The sequence below is a fragment of the Bradyrhizobium sp. UNPF46 genome (assembly GCF_006658625.1).
Lineage (GTDB): Bacteria > Pseudomonadota > Alphaproteobacteria > Rhizobiales > Xanthobacteraceae > Bradyrhizobium > Bradyrhizobium nitroreducens.
Map to the genome: position 1 here is coordinate 172,875 of NZ_LFJB01000026.1, position 20,987 is coordinate 193,861.

Below are 20,987 nucleotides of genomic sequence, written 5' to 3' on the forward strand. Positions count from 1 at the left end.
AGACTACAGCTCCACCACCACGTAGTCGCTCTCGACGCTCACCGGAACAGTCTCGGCGACATAAGGCCCTTTCACCACGCTGGCGCCGGGCTCGACATGGGCCGGATAGGCCTTCACGCGGAAACGGCGGGGGTCGCAATAGGACTGGCCGGTGCGGATGTCGAACTCCCATCCGTGCCAGGGGCAGCGGATGATCTCGCCGTGTTTCGTATATTCGATCTCGCCGGGCTCGCTCGACTGCGCGAGCCCGATCAGCGGCCCCTCGCACAAAGCCGCGCCCTGGTGCGGGCAGCGGTTCATCAGGCCGAAATATTCGCCCTTGATGTTGAAGATCGCGATCGGCCGGCCGTCAATCTCCAGGAATTTTCGCGTGCCGGGCGGAAGCTCGTCGACCGGCGCAATCACGTGTCTCGCCATCAGGAAACGCCATACAGCTTCTTGGCATTGCCGAGATAGAACGCCTCGCGATTGGCCTCGCTGACGCCGGCCGGCAAGACGCGCGACGGCTCGTCATAGTCCCAATGCGGATAGTCGGTCGCGAACAGGAGGCGGTCCCAGCCGATCCAGTTGATGACGTCGAACAGATCCTCGCGCCTTTCAGGATCCTCCATCGGCTGCGTGGTCCACCACACCTGCTCGCGGATGTATTCCGACGGCGGTCGTTTGACGTGCGGCACCTCGCTGCGCAGCCGCTGCCAAACCTTGTCGAGCCGCCACGCCAGCGACGGCGCCCAGCCGAAGCCGGCCTCGATCATCACCATCTTCAGTTTCGGGAAGCGCTCGAACACGCCCTCCAGCACGAGGCTCGCCAGCGCCGATTGCTGGCATTGCGAGTGCCCCACCATCTCCTCGATGTAATAGGACGGCCAGCCCGACGGCGTGATCGGGTTGCCGCCGAAGCCGAAGGCGTGGACGCCGACGGGAAGGCCGGCTTCCTCCGCGGCCTGATAGATCGGCCAATAGCGGCGCTGGCCGAGCGGCTCGACATTGCGGCTGAGCAACAGCACCTGGACGAAATTCCTGTCGCCGACACGCTCGCGGATTTCGGCGGCGGCCGAGAGGCCGTCCTCGTTGCCGACGACGATGGATGCCTTCAGCCGCTTGTCCCTGCTGGTCCATTTGTCGATCTGCCAGTCGTTGATCGCCGAGCATAGCGCCGCCGACAGCTCGTGATTGCGGATGCCCTGCCCGGTGCCCAGCGGATTGAGCACGCCCAGCTGCACGTTGTTGGGATCGAGCAGCTGCTTCTGCATGAAGGAGAGGGAGGAGCCCTGCGGGCCGCCTTCCGGCGGATAAGCATCCCGCCGCGACGCATTGGGCTGCGCCTTTGGGTAAGGCGGTCCTTCCATCATGCCCTGATAGGCATGGACCCCATAAACTTCGAGATGATGCTGCCAGCGTTTGGCGAGGTAGGGATAGAGTTCGGTGCGGGTGGCGCGTGCCGGATGGATGTCGCAGTCCGCGATCGCGGTTTTGACGGCCAGTGGGGAAGCGGCTTCTTGGTTCTCGCGGAACTGGATATTCATCGCCTTGCCTCCTTTGGCAGCGGGCTCATTTCAGGCGGGGATAGGTCGCATGCGGATTGTCGATCATGATCTTGCGCACGAGATCGGGGGACAGACCGTCGGGCAGCGCGTCCTGGCCGTCGAACTGCCAGTGCGGATAGTCCGTGGAGAATAGGACCAATTCGTCGGACTGCATATGATCAAACAGGCGATTTAATGTCGCCTCGTCTGGCGGCGCATCAAATGGCTGTAACGAGAAGCGGATGTTGCTGCGCACAATATCCAGTGGCGCGCGATCGACCCACGGCGTCTCCATCCGCACCCCGCGCCAGAACTTGTGCAGGCGCCAGAGATAGGGCGAGATCCAGGAGACGCCGGACTCCAGCATCACCATCTTCAGCCCAGGATATTTGGCGAATACGCCCTCGACGATCAGGCTGGTGAGCTGGGTCTGGAATGCCTGGGCCTGACCGACATAATCCTCGATGTGGTAGGACCCCCACCCCACCGCGGTCGGCGGATTGTGATAGGCGGAACCGGCGTGGATACCGATCGGAAGTTCCAGCCGTTCCGCGGCTTCATAGATCGGCCACAGCGCGCGCTTGCCGAGCGGCGTGTCGCCCATGACCAGCATCAGCACCTGAACGAAGCGCTTGTCCTGCGCGCAGCGCTCGATCTCGGCGACAGCTTTCTCGACGCTCTGCGTCGGGATCACGATCGAACCGCGCAGCCGCGCGTCACGATCGAGCCATTCCTTCGCCAGCCATTCGTTCAGCGCGCGGCAGAAGGCGGCCTGCATGTCTTCCGAAAACACCATCTGCACGCCGTAGAGCGGGTTGCAGATGGCGTGGCCGAGCTGAAAGGGATCGAGCACGTGGCGCTGCATGTCCGCAAGGCTCTCGCCGGGCTTGCCGGTCTCGGGGCGCCAATCCGGACGCGCCGTGATCGGCGAATTCTGCGGATAGGACTGCGAGACGAGATCAACCATGCCGCGCGTCGTCACCTGATCGCGCCAATAATCGTTCAGGTACGGCAGCAGGCTGGTCAGATGCGGCACGGCCGGATGCACGTCGCAATCGATGCCGCCGGCGATCAGGGACGCCATCACGTCTCCTCGTTGCGTTTCCTCGTGACGTTACTTTGCGCAGCGCTTCACCGCGCTGTCTTGCGCCTGCCATTCAAGCAGGCCTGCCCGTCGTCCGCAACTCGGCCAAGGCGATTGGCATATGCTAGGAAGGCGCAGCTCGGTTGCGAGGCATGGGAGGATCAAGGGATGAAGGAGCTCGTCGGCATTGCGGAACTGGTCGCCGCCCAACTGATCGCGCGCAAACAGACCATTGCGGTGGCGGAATCCTCCACCGGAGGCCTGATCGCGGCCAGCCTGCTCGCGGTGCCCGGCGCCTCCGCCTACTTCCTCGGCGGCGCGGTGGTCTACACCCGCGATGCCAGGCGCGTGCTGATGGATATTTCGGACGAAGAAATGAAGGGCTTTCGCTCCTCGTCGGAGCCCTACGCCCAACTGCTGGCCGAACGGATGCGAACGCGCTTTGGCGGCGACTGGGGCCTGTCCGAGACCGGCGCCGCCGGCCCCACCGGCAACCGCTACGGCGACGCCGCCGGCCACAGCTGCATGGCGGTGAGCGGACCTGTGACGGAGGTGATGACGCTGGAGACGGGTGAAAACGAGCGGTTCGCGAACATGCAGGTGTTTGCGGCGACGGCGCTGAGGTTGTTGTTGAGGAAGCTGGAGGGGTGATGGTGGTATCCCTCGCAGCGATCACGCTTTCAATACCGTCATCCTGAGGTGCGAGACACGTGGCGCAACGCGCCACGTGGAGAGCCTCGAAGGATGAACGGCCGAGGTGCAGCGGGCCGTCGCCCTTCGAGGGCCGCTGAAGAAGCGGCCACCTCAGGGTGACGGGGAGAATTTGGGCTCGCGGCCCATTTCAATCTCACCGCCCCAGATGCCGCATGAAAATCCGCACCACATAGCCCTGCACCCGCGGCGCCTCGTCATAGATCTCCGACGCGATCCGCTCGATGGTCTCGCGCAGCGACAGGAACTGCGCCTGCCGCGCGCTGCTTTCGGTGCCCTGCATCCCCGCGAGCTCGTCCATCGCAGCGTCGCTGATCTGGCACTGCACGACCTCGTCGTCATTGAGCATGGTGAAGCGAAAGGCCAGCCGTTCGAGGTCATGGCCGATGATCCTGTCGCGCGTCAGCGGCATCAAGTCGTCCCAGTCGAGCCCCGCGCCGGACAATGCTGAAAATCGTCCGGCTTGTCAGCGGCAAAGCTGCCGCTTCGCCCTACTGGAACGCGACTTCGGCAAAACTGCGGAGCTTTCTCGAATGCAGCCGCTCCGATTCCTGCTGCTTGAGCCGCTCCAGCGCCTTCAGGCCGATCTCGAGATGCTGGCCGACGCGGCGGCGGTAGAATTCGCTGGCCATGCCGGCGAGCTTGATCTCGCCGTGCAGCGGCTTGTCGGAGACGCAGAGCAGTGTGCCGTAGGGCACGCGGAAGCGATAGCCGTTGGCGGCGATCGCGGCTGATTCCATGTCGAGCGCGACGGCACGCGACTGCGACAGCCGGCGGATCGCCTCGGGGCCGGAAATCTCCCAATTGCGGTTGTCGACGCTCGCCACCGTGCCCGTGCGCATCAGGCGCTTGAGCTCGAAACCTTCGAGGCCGGTGACGTCCTCGACTGCCTCTTCGAGCGCAACCTGCATCTCGGCGAGCGCCGGAATCGGCACCCACAACGGCAATTCACGGTCGAGCACGTGGTCCTCGCGCACATAGCCGTGGGCGAGCACGTAGTCGCCGAGCCGCTGCGTGTTGCGCAGGCCTGCGCAGTGGCCGAGCATCAGCCAGGCATGCGGGCGCAGCACGGCGACGTGGTCGGTGACATTGCGCGCGTTGGAGGGGCCGGTTCCGATGTTGATCAGCGTGATGCCGCGGTAGCCCGGCGCGACCAGATGGAAGGCCGGCATCTGCGGCATGCGTGAAGGCGCGTCCCCGCTCGTCGCGCCGCCGCTGTGCGTGATGACGTTGCCGGGCGCGACGAAGGCTTCGAGACCGGCCTCGCCGGACTGAAGCCGCTGCTGGCACGCTTGCGCGAATGCGTCGACATAGAACTGGTAGTTGGTGAAGATCACGAAGTTCTGGAAATGCTCGGGATCCGTGCCGGTGTAGTGATAGAGCCGGCGCAGCGAGTAATCGACGCGGGCGGCGCGGAACAGCGACAGCGGCTCGGGGGCGCCCCTCTGGAGCTCGAAGGTGCCGTCCGCAATCGAATCGTCCATGGTGGCAAGATCCGGCACGTCGAAGGCGTCGCGCAGCGACCGCGCCACGGGCGAGTTCTCGCTGGTGGTGATGGCAGCCTCGATGTTGATGTCGCGACGATAGGCGAAGTGGATCGGGATCGGCTCGGCGGATTCGCCGATCTCGACAGGCACGCCGTGATTCTGGATCAGGAGGCCGATCTGCTCGGTGAGATAGCTGCGGAACAGATCCGGCCGCGTCACGCTGGTCTCGTGCACGCCGGGCCCGGCGACGAAGCCGTAGGCGAGCCGCGAATCCAGCCGCGCATGCGTCGCAGTCGTGATGCGCACGAAGGGATAATAGGCGCGCACCCGCGTGGTGATCGCCTCGCCGCCGACATAGGCTTCGAACCGTTCGCGCAGGAATTTCGTGTTGCGCTCGTAGATCTCTTCGAGCCGCGCGACGGCGAGGGACGCGTCGGAGAAGGATTTGGTGGCGATGGAGGGGGGAGATTGCATGTTCGACCGCCGGGCTATTTGGAGCTCTGAGTCGAACTATAGCAAAGAAGGCGGTGCCGTAGGGTGGGCAAAGCGAAGCGTGCCCACCATCTCGTCGTATCGGAGAAAGATCGTGGGCACGGCGCTTTGCGCCTTTGCCCACCTTACGAGAGCGAATTTGCGGCACGGGATCCCGGATGCGCGCTAAGCGCGCTCCGGGATGACGCGCTTTCGCGCGTCACTTCTCCCGGAATGCGCGCATCAGCTGGTCGTGCAGCGGCTTCATCAGATACGACAGCATGGTGCGGTCGCCGGTCTGGACGAAGGCTTCCACGGGCATGCCGGGAATCATCTTGACGTCGCCGAGGCGGGCGATCTCTTCGGCCGGCATCGAGACGCGGATGGTGTAGTAGCTCTGGCCGGTGCGCTGGTCGGTGGTGACGTCGGGGGAGACGCGGCTGACGAGGCCGTTCAGCTCGGGCGTGGTGCGCTGGTTGAACGCGGAGAGGCGCAGCAGCGTCTTCTGGCCGATCTGAAGCTTGTCGATGTCGACCGGATTGACCTTGGCCTCGACCTGGAGATCGTCGGCCTGCGGCACGATCAGCATCAGCGCGTCGCCGGCGGTCACAACGCCGCCGACAGTGTGCACGTTGGATTGCAACACCATGCCGTCCTGCGGCGCGCGGATGTCGATGCGGCGGAGCTGGTCTTCGGCGGCGACCTTGCGCTCGATCAGCTCGCCGATCTTGTCGTTGGTCTCGCGCAGATCCTTGGAGACCTCGCTCACCACGTCCTTGTCGACCTGGATGATCTGGAGCTCGGTCTCGGTGATCTTGCCCTTGGCCTGGGCACGCGAGGCGATGTACTGCGCGCGCTCGCCGTTGAGACGTGCGGAGTCGCGCTCGAGCTGGGTCAGCCGCGAGATCTGCACCAGACGCTTGTCGTAGAGCTCGCGCACGCCGGTGAGCTCGTTCTGCACCAGCGCAATCTCCTGATCCTTGGCCTTCTCCTGGGCGCTGAGACCCGCGATCTCCTCGTTGAGCTGGGTGATGCGCTCGCGAAGCTGGGCCTTCTGTCCGGTGCGGCCGTTGACGCGGACGTCGAACAGCTTGGTCTCGGCGGACAGCAGCAGCTTGACGTCGGGATCATTGGCGCGATCGAGCAGGGCTTGCGGAAATTCGATCCTGTCGACACCACGCTGCTCGGCCTGCAGGCGCGCCGCACGCGCCTGCGCGGCGTCGAGATTCTTGGTGACGATGGCAAGGTTCGCCTTGGTCACCGTGTCGTCGAGCCGCACCACGATGTCGCCGGCCTTGACCAGGTCGCCGTCGCGGGCGCGCACCTCGCCGACCACGCCGCCAGTCGGATGCTGCACCTTCTTGACGTTGGATTCGACCACGATCTGGCCGGGCGCGATCAGCGCGCCCGAGATCAGCACGGTCGAGGCCCAGCCGCCGAGACCGACGACCAGCACGAGCACGATGCCAAGTCCGAGCAGGAGGTGGAACCTGATGGACTCGCGCACGGTCTTCTTCGCGGCCGGCTTCGCGCCGCCGATGGCCATCGTACTCATGGCTTTGTACTCATGGCTTGGCCACTCCGCCTTCGCTGACGATCTTGATCGGAGCCGGCGGGGTCACGCGCGGCTGCAGCACCTGGGCGAGCACCTGCTCCTTCGGGCCGAACGCCTGCATGCGGCCGTCGCGCAGCACCAGCACCTGGTCGACCGCCTCGACGCCGATCGGGCGGTGCGCCACCACGACGACGATGGCGCCGCGCTCGCGCGCGGCGCGGACGGCGCGGGTCAGCGCCTCGTCGCCTTCGGTGTCGAGGTTGGAGTTGGGTTCGTCGAGCACGATCAGGAAGGGGTTGCCATAGAGCGCGCGCGCCAGCGCCACGCGCTGCGCCTGGCCGGCGGAGAGCGCGGTGCCCTGCTCGCCGACTTGCGTGTTGTAGCCCTCGCGCATCTTGATGATCATCTCGTGCACGCCGGCTTCCTTCGCCGCGGCGATGATGGCCTCGGACGTCGCCTCGGGATCGAACCGGCTGATGTTCTGCGCGATGGTGCCGCCGAACAATTCGACGTCCTGCGGCAGATAGCCGATGTGCCGGCCGAGCATGTCGGACGACCATTGATCGAGCGCCGCGCCGTCGAGCCGCACCTTGCCGCGCACCGGCTGCCAGACGCCGACCAGCGCGCGGATCAGCGACGACTTGCCGGAACCGCTCGGGCCGATCACGCCGAGGCCGTTGCCCGCGGCGAGCGCAAAGGTGATGTCCTGAACGATGAGGCGCTGGTCGCCCGGGGGCACCATGGCGACGCCTTCGACCGAGAGCCGGCTGGTGGGCGCCTGCAACTGGGTCGGCATCGTCTGCGCCGGCATCTGCTCCAGCAGGCGGGTGAGGCGGTGCCAGCTCTGGCGCGCCGCGACGAAGGATTTCCAGTGCGCAATGGCGAGATCGACCGGCGCCAGCGCGCGGGCGGAGAGGATCGAGCCGGCGATGATGATGCCGGCGGTCGCTTCCTGGTGGATGACGAGATAGGCGCCGACCGCGAGCACGGCCGATTGCAGCATCATGCGCAGCACCTTGGCGACCGCACCGAGACCGCCGGCGACGTCGCTCGCGCGCTGATTGCCGGCGAGATATTTTTCGTTGGCCTCGCTCCAGCGCGCGTTCATCCGGCCGGTCATGCCCATCGCCACCATGACTTCGGCATTGCGGCGGCTCGACTGGGCGAGATCGTTGCGCTGGGCGGCAAGGCCCATCGCCTCCTTCGCCGGCTGGCGGGACATGAATTCGGTGACCAGCGTCAGGCCGACCAGGATGATGGCGCCGACCAGTGCGGTGACGCCGATCATGACATGGAAGGCGAAGCAGATGGCGAGATACAGCGGCAGCCAGGGCAGATCGAAGAACGCGCTCGGGCCCATGCCGCCGAGGAAGGAGCGGACATTGTCGAGATCGCGCAGCGGCTGCAGCCCCTCGTTGCGGCTGCCGACCAGCAGCGGCAGGCGGACGATGGTGTCGAACACGCGCTTGTTGAGGGCCTCGTCCAGCGCGGTGCCGATCCGACCCAGGATCCGGTTGCGGATCATGTCGAGCACGCCCTGCGCCATATAGAGGAAACTGGCGAGGATGATCAGGCCGACCAGGGTTGGGACGCTGCGGCTCGGCAGCACCCGATCGTAGACCTCCAGCATGAAGATCGACCCGGTCAGATAGAGCAGGTTGATCATGCAGCTCATCAAGCCAACGCCGATGAACGCGGTGCGACAAGCGCGCAAGGCGTCACCGAGCTCTGAACGGCGGACGCCAGGACCGGCTGCCATCAGTGTGATCTCTTTCAGGTGGGGGCCAAAGCCCCTGATTTCACTGTTAATTCAGGGTACGCGCCCCGAATTAACATCATGTTGGCGCGGCGTCCAACGCGGGCCGGGTCCATCCCAAACCCTGATGGGCCACATCTACCTCCGAAGGCCTCGCACGCAAGTCCGGTATTTCACAGTCTTTGCGGCTTTTTGGTGCAGAGATCCCCGCCCCTCCCCCAGCTCCGGAGAGGCGGCCAGTCTCCGATCGATCGAACCGGGCAGTTGCTAGAACCGGCCGCCGCCCCGCACCAGCCGCACCACCAAGAGCAGAATGACGGCGCCGATGGCGGAATAGACGATCTCGGACACGAGCCCGGTGCCGATGCGAATACCGAGCTTTGGGAACAGGAAGCTGGCCACAAACGCGCCGGCGATGCCGACCACGATGTCGCCGATGATCCCGAACCCTGTTCCGCGCACCACCTTGCCGGCGAGCCAGCCGGCGACCAGGCCGACGAACAGGATCACGAGCAGGCCTTCGTTGGAAATGTACATACGTCTGGTCCCTCTCCATGAACGTCCGCATGGGACGGGAACCGGGATGAATGGGGTCTGAATGCTATTCGCCTCTGCCGGCCCCGACAAAAATGTCGAAAACAACCCCATGCAAAGTAGAGGCGGCTTTGGCCCGCAGTCCCGGAGAACTGTGACAACTCGGTGTTGCCGCAGAGGAATTTCAAGGGAAGGAGCGCAGCAAAAGCGCCATTCAAATATTATGACAGCGCCGCCACCTGCTCCGCCAGCACACATCGCGCCGCCCGGCCCGGCCCGACCTCCACATTGGCAGGCAATTGCTCCAGGCAGCGGGGCTGCGCCACCGAACAGCGTGGGGCGAAGGAGCAGTTGTGGGGCTTTTCCGCCAGCGAGGGCGGGGTGCCGGGGATGGTCTCGAGCCGCTGCCCGCGCTTGGCGCCATGAATAGTCGAGGCGAGCAGGCCCTTGGCATAGGGATGCACCGGCGAGCGAACGATATCGCGCAGCGTGCCCTGCTCCACGATCTGACCGGCATACATCACCGCGACGCGGTCGCAGATCTCGATCGCCACACCAATGTCGTGGGTGACGAAGATCACGGACATGCCGAACTCGCGCTGCAGCTCGCGCAGCAAGAGCAGGATCTGGATCTGCACGGTGGCATCGAGCGCCGTGGTCGGCTCGTCCGCCAGCAGGATTTTGGGCCGGCAGGCGAGCGCCAGCGCGATCATCGCGCGTTGGCGCATGCCGCCCGACATCTCGTGGGGATAGGCGTCGAGCCGCCGTTTTGCGGAGGGGATACGCACGACCTCGAGCATTTCGAGCGCGCGTGCCCTGCCCTCCGCGTAGCTCTTGCCTTCATGGCGCACCACGCTTTCGGCAATCTGCGCGCCGATGGTGTAGACCGGATCGAGCGCGAGCGCCGGCTCCTGGAAGATCATCGAGACGGTCTGGCCGCGGAAGGACGACAATTCCTCGTCGTTCATGGCGAGCACATCGCGGCCCATGACGTTGACCTTGCCCGATATCTGCGTGCGCTTCTTCGGCAACAGCCGCATCAAGGCCCGCAGGGTCACGCTCTTGCCCGAACCGGACTCGCCGAGCAGGCCCAGCACCTCGCCGTCGCCCAGCGACAGACTGAGGTCGTTCACGGCATAGACCGTGCGCTCGCCGGTGAAGCGGATGTTCAGGCCTGAGATCTCGACGAGCTTTGTCATGACGGCAATTTCGGCAATCGATCGTGATAGTCGGTGACGCGCTGGAAGGCCGCGCCGATGGTGAGCAGGGTCGCTTCATCGAAGGAGCGGCCGATCAGCTGCATGCCGACCGGCAGACCACTCTTGGTGAAGCCGGAGGGCACGGTGAGCGACGGCAGGCCCAGAAAATTCACCGGGCGGGTGAACAGCGTCAGCCGCTGCAGCAGCGCCGGTGCGTTCGGGCCGCCGCCGACATCGCTCTCCTCGATCGTCGGTGCCGGCACCGGCGAGGCCGGCGCGATTACCGCATCGACGCCCGATGTCGCGGCGTTGTGCGCAGCCAGTGCCGGGCCACGCCAGCGCATCGCCTCAAGATAGGTGATGGCGGGAACGGCGAGGCCGTTCTGCAGCCGCATCAGCACCTGCGGGCCATAATCCTGCGGGCGCTCGATCATCCAGCGCTTGTGGAAGGCGGCGGCTTCCGCGGCGAGCACGAGCTGGCTCGCCGAGGACAATTGCCGCTGATCCGGCAGCTCGACCTTGACGATGTCGGCGCCCTCGCGCTTGAGCACCGCGATGGTCTCGTCCAGCACGCGCGCGACCTCAGCGTCGAGATCGTCGACGTAGAAGGACGCGGGCACGCCGATCTTCAGACCCTTCAGCGAGCCCTTCGTCGCGCCGACGTAGTCTGACAGCGGCGCGTGGCTGCAGGTGGAATCCAAGGGATCTGCGCCCGCCATCAGCGCCAGCAGCAGCGCGCAATCCTCGGCGGTCCGCGCGAGCGGGCCGACGGTGTCGAGCGATTGCGACAGCGGCATGGCACCGGCGCGGCTGACGCGGCTCCAGGTGGTCTTCAGCCCGGTGACGCCGCAGAAATGCGCGGGCATGCGGATCGAGCCGCCGGTGTCCGAGCCGAGCGCCGCATAGGTCAACCGCGCCGCGACCGCCGAGCCGGAGCCCGACGACGAGCCGCCGGTGATATGCGCGACGTTCCAGGGATTGCGCACCGGACCATAATGATGGTTATGCCCGGTCGGTCCGTAGGCGAATTCGGCAAGATGCAGCGTGCCCAAGCGGACCTGGCCGGCGTCCTTCAACCGCTGCAGGGCGGTCGAGGTCACGGTCGGCACGAAATCGCGGCGGATCAGCGAGCCGCAGGTCGCGACCTTGCCGGCGTCGTAATACATGTCCTTGTGCGCGAGCGGCACGCCGTGCAGGGGGCCACGGACATTGCCCTTGGCAAGCTCGGCGTCGGCGGCTTCGGCCGCCTTCAGCGCGGGCTCTGCCTCGATCGACATGAAGGCGTTGAGATGCGGCTGCCACTGCGCGATGCGATGCAGCAGCGCACGCGTCACCTCATGCGAGGACACCTGCTTCATTGCGATCGCACGCGCGACCTCGCTGAGCGTCATCAATGCGGGCTCGGTGCTCATTTCGACACCTTCGCGGCTTGCGCGATCGGATAGAGCGCGGGCTCGAGGTCGAACGGCAGCGTGCCGGCGATGGCGGCAAAGCCTTCGAACGCAGGTCCGATGGAGTTGGAGATGCGGGTTGCGATCTCGTCATCCACGGGAACGCCGGCGACTTGCGCGATCGGCTTGATCTCTTTCGGTGTCGGTCTCGTCATGCGGTCTTCTCCCTCGGCGCGCGGCTATGGCCAGAACCCGGAATGGCCATGTAGCAAGCCGCCTCGTGGCCGATCTTATCGAGCGCAGTGAGCTTTGGTGCGACATTTGCGCAGAGCGGCTCCGCAAACGCGCAGCGGGTGTGGAAGCGGCAGCCCGGGGGCGGATCGATCGGATTGGGCGGATCGCCTGTGATCGGCGGCTTCTCGGTGCGCCTGTCAGGGTCGGAGGACGGCATCGCCGCAAGCAGCGCCCGGGTGTAGGGATGAGCCGGGCTGTCCCAGACCTGGTCGACCGGGCCGAGCTCGACGACCTCGCCGAGATACATCACCAGCACGCGGTCCGAGATGTAGCGGACGACGTTGAGGTCGTGGCTGATGAAGAGATAAGTGAGACCGAACTCGCGCTTGAGATCGGCCAGCAGATTGAGCACCTGCGCCTCGACGGATTTGTCGAGTGCGGAGACGGCTTCGTCCAGAATCACCAGACGCGGCGACAGTGCGAGCGCGCGGGCGATGTTGACGCGTTGGCGCTGGCCGCCCGAGATCTCGTGCGGATAACGGTTGGCGAAGTTTTCCGGGCGCAAGCCCACCTTGCCGAGCAGCTCGCGCGCCAGCGCCCGGGCGGCGCCGTCAGCCATGCCGTGGACCTTGGGACCGAAGGCGATGGACTCCTCGATGGTCAGGCGCGGATTGAGCGAGGCATAGGAATCCTGGAACACCATCTGCATGCCGCGGCGCAATTCGCGCAAGGAGAGCGACTGCCCCACGGTCATGCCGTCATAGATGATGTCGCCGTCATCGCGCGGCATCAGATGCATCAGCAGCCGCGCGGTGGTGGACTTGCCGCAACCGGACTCGCCGACGATGCCGACGGTCTCGCCCTTGGCGACGGCGAAGGAGACGTTGTCGACGGCGCGGACGGTACGCTTGGCCGCGAACAGCCCGCCGCGGACGGGAAAATGCTTGGTCAGGCCGTTGACCTGCAACAGCGGCTGCGCGAGCCCGCCGACGTCCTCGACCGGCTCCAGCATTTCGACGGATGTGTTGCTCTCGCTCATGGCCTAGTTCCTGATGTCCATGGCGCTACGGAGGCCGTCCGAGAGCAGATTGAAGCAGATCGAGACCGCGAAGATCATCGCACCCGGCAATGCGGCGACCCATGGATTGACGTAGATCGCGGTGCGCAGGGTGTTCAGCATCAGCCCCCACTCCGGCTCCGGCGGCTTGGTGCCGAGACCGAGGAAGGAGAGACCTGCAGCCAGGATCATCGAGACCGAGATGAGACTGGTGGCATAAACGAAGATCGCGCCCAGCACATTGCCGAGGATGTGCACGCGCATGATGGTGAAGGGACCCGCGCCGGAAGCACGCGCGGCCTCGACGAAATCCATGTTGCGCACGCCCGTGGTGACGCTTTCGGCGACGCGGGTGATCTGCGGCACGAACACGACCGTGAGCGATACGATGGAGTTGAGGATGCCGGCCCCGAGCGCGCCGGAGATCGCGATCGCCAGCAGCACCGACGGGAAGGCGTAGAACACATCGATGGTGCGCATGATCGCGGTGTTGAGCTTGCCGCCGACATAGCCGGCAATGAGGCCCAGCGACGTGCCGATGCAGAAGGCCAGGATCACAGGCAAAATACCAATGACGAGCGACAGCCGTCCGCCATAGATCAGGCGCGCCAGCATGTCGCGACCGAGCTCGTCGGTGCCGAGCGGGTAACCGACGGTGCCGATGTGGCGGAGGCGACGGATCATCGAGCCCTTGTAGGGATCCTCAAGTCCGAGCCACGGCGCGAGAATCGCGGAAAGGAAGATCAGGATCAGCACCAGCGCACAGGCCATGCTGACCTTGTCGCGCGTGATGCGGCGGCCGACGGTCGCCCAATAGCCGCGTGCCTTGGTCGCGGGCGCGGCCTGCAGCGCGGCGTCGGCGGTGGCGGACAACGGCAGCTCGCTCATCCCGCTAGCCCCGCTTGATGCGTGGATCGATCGCGGCTTGCGCGATGTCGACCAGGAGATTGAGGAAGACGAAGAACAGCGCCAGGATCAGGATCGTGCCCTGCAGCAGCGGCAGGTCGCGCTGGAAGATCGCCGAATTGAGCAGGAAGCCCGAGCCCGGCCAGGAGAACACGGTCTCGATCAGGATCGAGCCGCCGAGCATGTAGCCGAGCTGAAGCCCCATCACCGCGAGCGCGGTGGGCGCGGCGTTCTTGATGACGTGGCGGAACACGCCGGTCTCGTGCAGGCCCTTTGCCCGCAATGCCTCGACGAAATCCTGGCTGAGGATGTCGCCGGTGAGCGCGCGCACGGTGCGGGTGACGATGCCCATCGGGATCACCGAGGTCGTGATCGCCGGCAGCACGAGATATTGCAGATGCGCCCAGTCCCAGGCCCAGGAGTTGGAGCCGTTGGGCCCGGCGCCGACCGCGGGCAGCCAGTTCAGCTGCACCGAGAAGATGATGACCAGCACCATGCCGAGCCAGTAATGCGGCACCGAGACGCCGGCGATGGCAAAGGAGGTCGCGACCTTGTCGATCCAGGTCTCGCGGAAGTATCCGGCGATGAGGCCGAGCAGGATGCCCATGGTGAAGCCGATGATGGCGGCGGCAATCGCCAGCGTGACGGTGTTGCCGACCGCGCGCATGACCTCGGCGAGCACGGGGCGTCCCGTCGCGATGGAATTGCCGAGATCGCCATGTAGTGCGCGCAGCAGCCAAAGGCCGAACTGCACCGGCAGCGGGCGGTCGAAGCCATAGGCGGCACGCAATTGCGCCGCGAGCTCCTGCGACGCATCGGCCGGCAGCACGGCAACGAGCGGATCGCCCGGCGTGATGTGCACGAGCAGAAAGCACACCAGCGCCACGCTGATGACGATCGGGATGACATAGACGATGCGTCTGGCGATATAGGCGAGCACGGATTGACCTGACGTGATGTCGCACGATTGGGTGCGTGGGCTTGAGTAAGGGACGCGAGATGCGAGGGTTCCCTCCCCCCTTGTGGGGGAGGGTTAGGGAGAGGGGTGGCCACACGACGACCGCCCGTGTGGACCCCCTTCCCCGACCCCTCCCCACAAGGGGGAGGGGAGCCCTGCCAGCGTGCTCACCTCACGGCGTCATCGACACCGGCGAGAAGTCGATGAACCAGCTCTTCGGCTGCACCACGCCCGTCACCTTTGGGCTCATCGCACGCGGGCCGACGTCGTGGGCGACGTAGAGGAAGGCGGCATCGTCGACGGAGGCCGCGTGCAGCTCGGCAAGCGCGGCGTCGCGCGCGGCGGGATCGAAGGTCTGGCGCGCCTTCTTCACCAGCTCGTCGAACTTGGGATTGTTGATGAAGCCCCAATTGTTCGAGACCGGTGGCGCCATGCCCGATTGCAGGAAGCGCACCAGCGCGAAGAACGGGTCCATCGCCGCATAGGTGACGTTGGTCGCATTCGAGCCGTTGGCCGAGGGGTCCTTGGCGCCGCGGCGCCAGTTCGTGAACAGAGTGTTCCACTCGATGACGTCGAGCTTCACGTCGAAATAGCATTCGGCCAGCGCCTGCTGCAGATACTCGTTCATCGCCAGCGGCTGCATCTGGCCCGAACCGGATGCCGACGTCTGGGTCTTCACCGTCAGCTTCTTGTTGGGACCGAAGCCGGCCTCCTGCATCAGCTTTTGTGCGGCCGCCTTGTCGTACTTGATCTGGAAGGTGGGATTGCCGCGCCAGGGATGGCCGGGCTCGAATGTGCCGGTCGCGGGCACCATCAAACCGGCGAGCAGCCCGTCCCTGAGGCCTTCACGATCGATGCAGAGGTTCGCGGCCTTGCGGACGCGGATGTCGTTCCAGGGCGAGCCCTCGACGCGCGAGAACTGCCAGGGCCAGACGTGCGGCTGCTCGTTGGCGTAGAGCTTGAAGCCGCGCTGCTTGAGCTCGGGCAGCGCGTCCGGCGCCGGCGCCTCGACCCAATCGACCTGCCCCGAGAGCAGTGCCGCGGTGCGGGCGTTCGCCTCCGGCATCGGCAGCAGCACCATCTTGTCGATCTTGGGCACGCGCGCCTTGTCCCAATAATTCGCGTTCTTCACGAGCTCGAGCCGCTCGCGCGGCGTGAAGCTCGCCATCTTCCACGGACCGGTACCGGCGGCGTCCTTGGCGAACGCCGTCCATGCCGCCTGCGATTTCGCCTTGGCGTCAGCACCTTCCGCCTTGTCGTAGAAATGCTGCCACTTCGCCGGGCTCGCCATGAAGAGATTGGTGAGGTTGATCGGCAGGAAGCTGTCGGGCTCCTTGGTGGTGAGCTCGACCGTCATGTCGTCGATCTTCTTCGCGGACGCCAGCGTCGGCATGCGCGAGGCCGTAACGCCGACCTGGCTGGCGTCGAACTGCGGCGCGTCCTGCTTCAAGACCTTGTCGACGTTCCACACCACGGCGTCGGCGTTGAACGGCGAGCCGTCGTGGAAGGTGACGCCGGGGCGCAGCTTGAAGATCCATTTGGTCTTATCGGCATCGTCGACCTTCCACTCGGTGGCAAGGCCTGGAATCACCACGCTCGCCTTGTCGGCAGATGACAGGTCCCATCCGGTGAGCGCATCGTACATGGTGAGGCCGGTGAAGCGGTTGCCCTCAAACCCCTGATCGGGCTGGCCCAGGGTGCGCGGAATATCGGCAGCGGTCATGCCGATGCGCAGCACGGTCTCCGCACTGGCGACACGCGGCCATGCGGCCGCGCTGCCGAGTGCGAGCAGCGCAATCAGCGCCGCGCGGGTCTTGTTCTTCTTGATAAGCATCGCCTCAGTCCTTTTCCGGCTTTCGATGATTAATTTTGATGCAATCGTATGCAATGGCTATGCCAAGGAGAAACATTTTCTGCAAATTGCCCCTGCGGCGACAAGTCCTTGTGATCACACGGAGGCAAAGTCGTCGCACTGCCTATTCTGGCATCAAGATTGCACGTTTGGCCCCGAAATCTCCTGGGAGCTTTGGGCCATGCGTATTCGTCTATCGACTTGTCTCGCCGTGCTTGCGCTGGCGTTATCCGCAATCTCGGCGCGCGCCGAAACAGTGGTGCGTTACGGAATCTCGATGGCGGACATCCCGCTGACCACGGGCCAGCCCGATCGCGGCGCCGGCGCCTATCAGTTCACGGCCTACACGATCTACGATCCGCTGGTCGCCTGGGAGATGGACGTCGCGGATCGCCCCGGCAAGCTGGTGCCGGGGCTCGCGACCGAGTGGAAGGTGGACGACAACGACAAGACCAAATGGCGCTTCACGTTGCGCAAGGGCGTCAAGTTTCACGACGGCAGCGAGTTCAACGCCGACGCGGTGATCTGGAATCTGGACAAGGTGCTCAACGACAAGGCGCCACAATTCGACAAGCGGCAGAGCGCGCAGGTGAAGACCCGCCTCCCCTCGGTCGCGAGCTACGCCAAGATCGACGATTCCACGGTGGAGATCACCACCAAGACGGTCGATTCCTTCTTTCCCTATCAGATGCTGTGGTTCCTGGTGTCGAGCCCGGCGCAATACGAAAAGCTCGGCAAGGATTGGGACAAGTTCGCCAGCCAGCCCTCCGGCACCGGCCCGTTCAAGCTGACGAAACTGGTGCCGCGCGAGCTCGCCGAGCTTACGAAGAACCCGGATTACTGGAACAAGAAGCGTATTCCCAAGGCCGACAAGATCGTGCTGGTGCCGATGCCGGAAGCGCTGACGCGCACCAACGCGCTGCTGGCGGGACAGGTCGATTTGATCGAGACGCCGGCGCCGGACGCCGTGCCGCAGCTCAAGGCAGCCGGCATGAAGATCGTCGACAACGTCACGCCGCATGTCTGGAATTATCATCTGAGCGTGCTGCCCGGCTCGCCCTGGACCGACATCCGCCTGCGCAAGGCGCTGAACCTCGCGATCGACCGCGATGCCGTGGTCGGCTTGATGAATGGCCTCGCCAAGCCCGCGAAAGGCCAGGTCGATCCGTCCAGCCCGTGGTTCGGCAAGCCGAGCTTCGAGCTGAAATACGATCTCGCCGCCGCCAGGAAGCTGGTCGAGGAGGCCGGCTACTCCAAGGCGAAGCCGCTGAAGACCACCTTCATCATCGCGCAGGGCGGCACCGGCCAGATGCTGTCGCTGCCGATGAACGAATTCCTGCAGCAGAGCTTCAAGGAGATCGGTATCGAGATCGACTTCAAGGTGGTCGAGCTCGAGACGCTCTATACGCATTGGCGCAAGGGCGCGGCCGACGAGATGAACGCCGGCATCACCGCCAACAACATCGCCTACGTCACCTCCGACCCGCTCTACGCCATCGTCCGCTTCTTCCATTCCGGCCAGATCGCACCCGTCGGCGTCAACTGGGGCGGCTACAAGAACCCGAAAGTCGACGCGCTGATCGACGAAGCGAAGCAGACATTCGACAGCACCAAGCAGGACGAGCTGCTGGCGCAGGCGCATGCGCTGATCGTGGACGATGCCACGCTGGTCTGGGTCGTCCACGACACCAACCCGCACGCGCTGTCGCCGAAGGTGAAGCAGTTCGTGCAGGCCCAGCACTGGTTCCAGGACCTGACGACGATCGGAATGGAGTGAGGCGAAGCTGCGCGTCAAGCTCCACTGTCGTAGGGTGGGTTAGCCGAAGGCGTAACCCACCACTGGTTTGTCGCTGTGGAAACCAAAGTTGGTGGGTTACGGCTTGCAGATGCGCTTCGCGCATTTGCAAGCCTAACCCACCCTACAGACCGCCTACTTCGTCAGCAGCGCGTACGCTCCGGTCCAGTTCTCCGGCGGCGGATTGACCTGGAAATCCTTGATGCGCGCCTCGTAGAGCCTGAACAGCTTCTCCAGCGTGTCCGCGTCCTCGCTTCTGCGGCCGCGTTCGATCGCATCCAGCGCGCCCTGCCAGTCGCGGCCGCGGTAGCAGCCGAGCATCTCGATGGTGATGTTGCGCAGGCGCTGGAAGGCGCCGGAATGCATCACGTCCTCGCGGCCGGCGATGGCGTAAATCACCTCCGGCTCGCTCTTGCCCTTGACCATGATGAAGTCGAGCTCGAGGATCGCGAACTTTTCCTTGGCGGCAAGCGCGGTCCTGGATCCCACGATGATCGGGAAGCCGTATTCCTTGGTCTGCCCTTCCAGGCGCGATGCGAGGTTCACGCTGTCGCCGAGCACCGAATAGTTCTTCTTGAGGTCGGAACCCATGTTGCCGACAACGCCGATGCCGGTGTTGAGGCCTATGCCGACATTGAGCGGGATGTAGACATGGCCGCCGTCGGCCGCCTCCTGCTCACGCTCCCTGTTGACCACGTCGATCCGCTCCAGCATCTGGATCGCAGCCTCGCAGGCGTTGACCTCATGCTCGGTATCGTCGAGCGGCGCGTTCCAGAACGCCATGATCGCGTCGCCCATATATTTGTCGACGTAGCCCTTTTCTTCGATGATCACGTCGGTGAGCGGCGTCAGGAAGCGGTTCATCAGCTCGATCAGGCCTTGCGGATCGTGCTTGTAGCTCTCCGAGATCGTGGTGAAGCCGCGCACGTCGGAGAACATGATGGTCATCTCGCGCTCCTCACCGCCGAGCACGACCTTGTCCGGTGATTGCGCCATCTGCTCGACCAGCACAGGCGACATGTATTGCGCGAAGATGCCGCGGATCTCCTTGCGTTGGCGCTGCTCGCGCACGAAGCTCGCGAAGATCAGCGTCAGATAGACCGCGGTGGTCGAGAGCAGCGGGTAGGTGAAGTCGATGAGGAAGCGGTACTGGGCGTAGAAGAACCAGGACACGCCGACCAGGATGGCGGCGAACGACGCCCCCGCCAGCACCAGTCGCACCGGCCCGAGATTCGGCGTGAAGATGATGACGAGCAGGCCAATGATGAGCGCGGCGAGCAGCTCGACGCCGAGCGCGTAATTCGGCTGCGAGATCACCGCGCCGCTCAAGACGCTCTCCAGCACCTGGGCATGGACCTCGACCCCCGGCATGGCCCGGGAGACCGGTGTGGTCTTGATGTCGTTCAGGCCGACCGCAGAAGTGCCGACCAGCACGAGCTTGCCGGCGATCCTGGCGGGCGGCACGGTGTTGTCGAGCACGTCGGCGGCGGAGACGTAGATCGAAGGATCCTGGCGGGCATAATGCACCCAGAGCTGCCCGTTCTTGTCGGTCGGAATCTCCACGCCCTTGAGCCGCACGGCGCGCACGCCGGTCTTGTCGGTCCGCACCAGCAGCGTCGGCGTGCCCGTGACGACGCGCAGGATCTCGAGGCTGAGCGAGGGCATGATGTTGCCCTGGGCGCGCATGATCATCGGCACGCGGCGGATCAGGCCGTCGCGCTCGGGCCTGATCGTGAACAGTCCGCGGCCCGCCGCGACCTTCTCGATGACGGGGACGTTGCGCAGCAGGCCGGGGAATTCGAACAGGAAGCGCTCGGCGCTCTCCTCCCCGACGGTGGCGACGCCGGTGAAGGGCAGCGACTTGTCGATCTCGGAGGAGATCGCCCGCTGGCCGGTCTCGCCCAGCACGACGCGCGAGCGCTTGATCGCGTCGGAGAGGACCTGGTCGTTGCTCGGCAGCTCGCGCAGCTTGGCCCGGGTGGCGTCGTCCAGATATCGCATCTGGTTCGCGACCTGATCCGGGTTGAGCCGGTCGGCTTCGGAGAACACCACGTCGAAACCGATCGCGACCGCGCCGTTGCTGGTGAGGTTCAGGATCAAATCCGCGATCCGCGTCCGCGGCCACGGCCACTGGCCGAGCTTGGCGAGGCTCTTGTCGTCGATGTCGACGATCACGACCGGCCGCGCCGCCTTTTGGCGCGGATCGATCAGCTGGAACATGTCGAAGGTGCGCAGCCGCAATTCCTGGATCGGCAGCGGATCCCACAGGCGCGCGCCGGCGAACACAACCAGCAGCGCAAGGCACATCAGCCGCGCGAAGCCGAACTTTTTCGCAAACCACCGCCGCAGGATCTTGAGACGTTTCATTTCGATCGGACTTCCTGCCCCGGACCGGGCCGGGCCCGCCGATCATGGAGCGTCGGCGCGCGATTTTCTATGCCCGATCAGCTGAGGCTGACGGATTTTTTGCG

General features: G+C 65.1%; 18 protein-coding genes. 2 read left to right on the forward strand and 16 right to left on the reverse strand.

Annotation, left to right across the window (positions count from 1 at the left end):
- Positions 1-3: 3 nt before the first annotated feature.
- Genes UNPF46_RS12125 through UNPF46_RS12135 form a run of 3 tightly spaced genes read right to left on the reverse strand, consistent with a single transcriptional unit; the run spans position 4 to position 2,610 of the window.
- The gene (locus tag UNPF46_RS12125) at positions 4-417 is read right to left on the reverse strand and encodes a Rieske (2Fe-2S) protein (RefSeq protein WP_142250165.1); all 414 of its coding nucleotides are present in this window, start codon (positions 415-417) and stop codon (positions 4-6) included.
- Complete coding sequence (locus UNPF46_RS12130; protein ID WP_142250166.1) at positions 417-1,526, reverse strand: amidohydrolase family protein; 1,110 nt, start codon at positions 1,524-1,526, stop codon at positions 417-419. The genes UNPF46_RS12125 and UNPF46_RS12130 overlap by 1 nt, the downstream gene beginning before the upstream one ends.
- A gap of 25 nt (positions 1,527-1,551) precedes the next feature.
- Complete coding sequence (locus UNPF46_RS12135; RefSeq protein WP_142250167.1) at positions 1,552-2,610, reverse strand: amidohydrolase family protein; 1,059 nt, start codon at positions 2,608-2,610, stop codon at positions 1,552-1,554.
- Between the two features lie 168 nt (positions 2,611-2,778).
- On the opposite strand from UNPF46_RS12135, the gene UNPF46_RS12140 reads away from it, so the two are divergent.
- Positions 2,779-3,261, forward strand: coding sequence for a CinA family protein (locus UNPF46_RS12140; protein WP_142250168.1), 483 nt, complete (start codon positions 2,779-2,781; stop codon positions 3,259-3,261).
- Positions 3,262-3,457: 196 nt separating this feature from the next.
- Here the strand turns inward: UNPF46_RS12140 and UNPF46_RS12145 are convergent, their stop codons facing one another.
- The 12 genes from UNPF46_RS12145 to UNPF46_RS12200 all read right to left on the reverse strand — a co-directional run bounded on the left by UNPF46_RS12145 (position 3,458) and on the right by UNPF46_RS12200 (position 16,703).
- Positions 3,458-3,766 carry a DUF1488 family protein gene (locus tag UNPF46_RS12145; protein ID WP_246668639.1) on the reverse strand — a complete coding sequence of 103 codons (309 nt, stop codon included), beginning with the start codon at positions 3,764-3,766 and terminating at the stop codon, positions 3,458-3,460.
- A gap of 46 nt (positions 3,767-3,812) precedes the next feature.
- Positions 3,813-5,282, reverse strand: coding sequence for an AMP nucleosidase (locus tag UNPF46_RS12150; RefSeq protein WP_142250169.1), 1,470 nt, complete (start codon positions 5,280-5,282; stop codon positions 3,813-3,815).
- A gap of 217 nt (positions 5,283-5,499) precedes the next feature.
- Positions 5,500-6,834 (reverse strand): HlyD family type I secretion periplasmic adaptor subunit, encoded by a 1,335-nt coding sequence (locus UNPF46_RS12155; RefSeq protein ID WP_142250170.1) that lies wholly within the window; start codon positions 6,832-6,834, stop codon positions 5,500-5,502.
- A 10-nt stretch (positions 6,835-6,844) separates the two neighbouring features.
- Positions 6,845-8,593, reverse strand: a complete 1,749-nt coding sequence (locus UNPF46_RS12160) for a type I secretion system permease/ATPase (protein ID WP_100175130.1) — start codon at positions 8,591-8,593, stop codon at positions 6,845-6,847.
- Positions 8,594-8,857: 264 nt separating this feature from the next.
- Positions 8,858-9,127 carry a GlsB/YeaQ/YmgE family stress response membrane protein gene (locus UNPF46_RS12165; RefSeq protein ID WP_100175129.1) on the reverse strand — a complete coding sequence of 90 codons (270 nt, stop codon included), beginning with the start codon at positions 9,125-9,127 and terminating at the stop codon, positions 8,858-8,860.
- 218 nt (positions 9,128-9,345) lie between these two features.
- Positions 9,346-10,323 (reverse strand): ABC transporter ATP-binding protein, encoded by a 978-nt coding sequence (locus tag UNPF46_RS12170; protein ID WP_100175128.1) that lies wholly within the window; start codon positions 10,321-10,323, stop codon positions 9,346-9,348.
- Complete coding sequence (locus UNPF46_RS12175) at positions 10,320-11,735, reverse strand: amidase (protein WP_142250171.1); 1,416 nt, start codon at positions 11,733-11,735, stop codon at positions 10,320-10,322. Before UNPF46_RS12175 ends, UNPF46_RS12170 begins: the two co-directional genes overlap by 4 nt.
- Positions 11,732-11,929: a hypothetical protein gene (locus UNPF46_RS12180; RefSeq protein ID WP_100175126.1), complete on the reverse strand. Its 198-nt coding sequence runs from the start codon at positions 11,927-11,929 to the stop codon at positions 11,732-11,734. Before UNPF46_RS12180 ends, UNPF46_RS12175 begins: the two co-directional genes overlap by 4 nt.
- Positions 11,926-12,987 carry an ABC transporter ATP-binding protein gene (locus UNPF46_RS12185; RefSeq protein ID WP_174718737.1) on the reverse strand — a complete coding sequence of 354 codons (1,062 nt, stop codon included), beginning with the start codon at positions 12,985-12,987 and terminating at the stop codon, positions 11,926-11,928. The genes UNPF46_RS12180 and UNPF46_RS12185 overlap by 4 nt, the downstream gene beginning before the upstream one ends.
- 3 nt (positions 12,988-12,990) lie before the next feature.
- Positions 12,991-13,893, reverse strand: coding sequence for an ABC transporter permease (locus UNPF46_RS12190; RefSeq protein WP_100175125.1), 903 nt, complete (start codon positions 13,891-13,893; stop codon positions 12,991-12,993).
- Between the two features lie 4 nt (positions 13,894-13,897).
- On the reverse strand, positions 13,898-14,851 hold the full coding sequence (locus UNPF46_RS12195) for an ABC transporter permease (protein ID WP_100175124.1): 954 nt from the start codon (positions 14,849-14,851) through the stop codon (positions 13,898-13,900).
- A gap of 190 nt (positions 14,852-15,041) precedes the next feature.
- Positions 15,042-16,703 carry an ABC transporter substrate-binding protein gene (locus tag UNPF46_RS12200; RefSeq protein WP_100175123.1) on the reverse strand — a complete coding sequence of 554 codons (1,662 nt, stop codon included), beginning with the start codon at positions 16,701-16,703 and terminating at the stop codon, positions 15,042-15,044.
- A gap of 199 nt (positions 16,704-16,902) precedes the next feature.
- Here UNPF46_RS12200 and UNPF46_RS12205 point away from each other — a divergent pair, with 199 nt between their 5' ends.
- Positions 16,903-18,498 (forward strand): ABC transporter substrate-binding protein, encoded by a 1,596-nt coding sequence (locus UNPF46_RS12205; protein ID WP_142250172.1) that lies wholly within the window; start codon positions 16,903-16,905, stop codon positions 18,496-18,498.
- A gap of 153 nt (positions 18,499-18,651) precedes the next feature.
- Here the strand turns inward: UNPF46_RS12205 and UNPF46_RS12210 are convergent, their stop codons facing one another.
- Positions 18,652-20,883: a CHASE2 domain-containing protein gene (locus tag UNPF46_RS12210; protein ID WP_142250173.1), complete on the reverse strand. Its 2,232-nt coding sequence runs from the start codon at positions 20,881-20,883 to the stop codon at positions 18,652-18,654.
- Positions 20,884-20,987 lie beyond the last annotated feature (104 nt).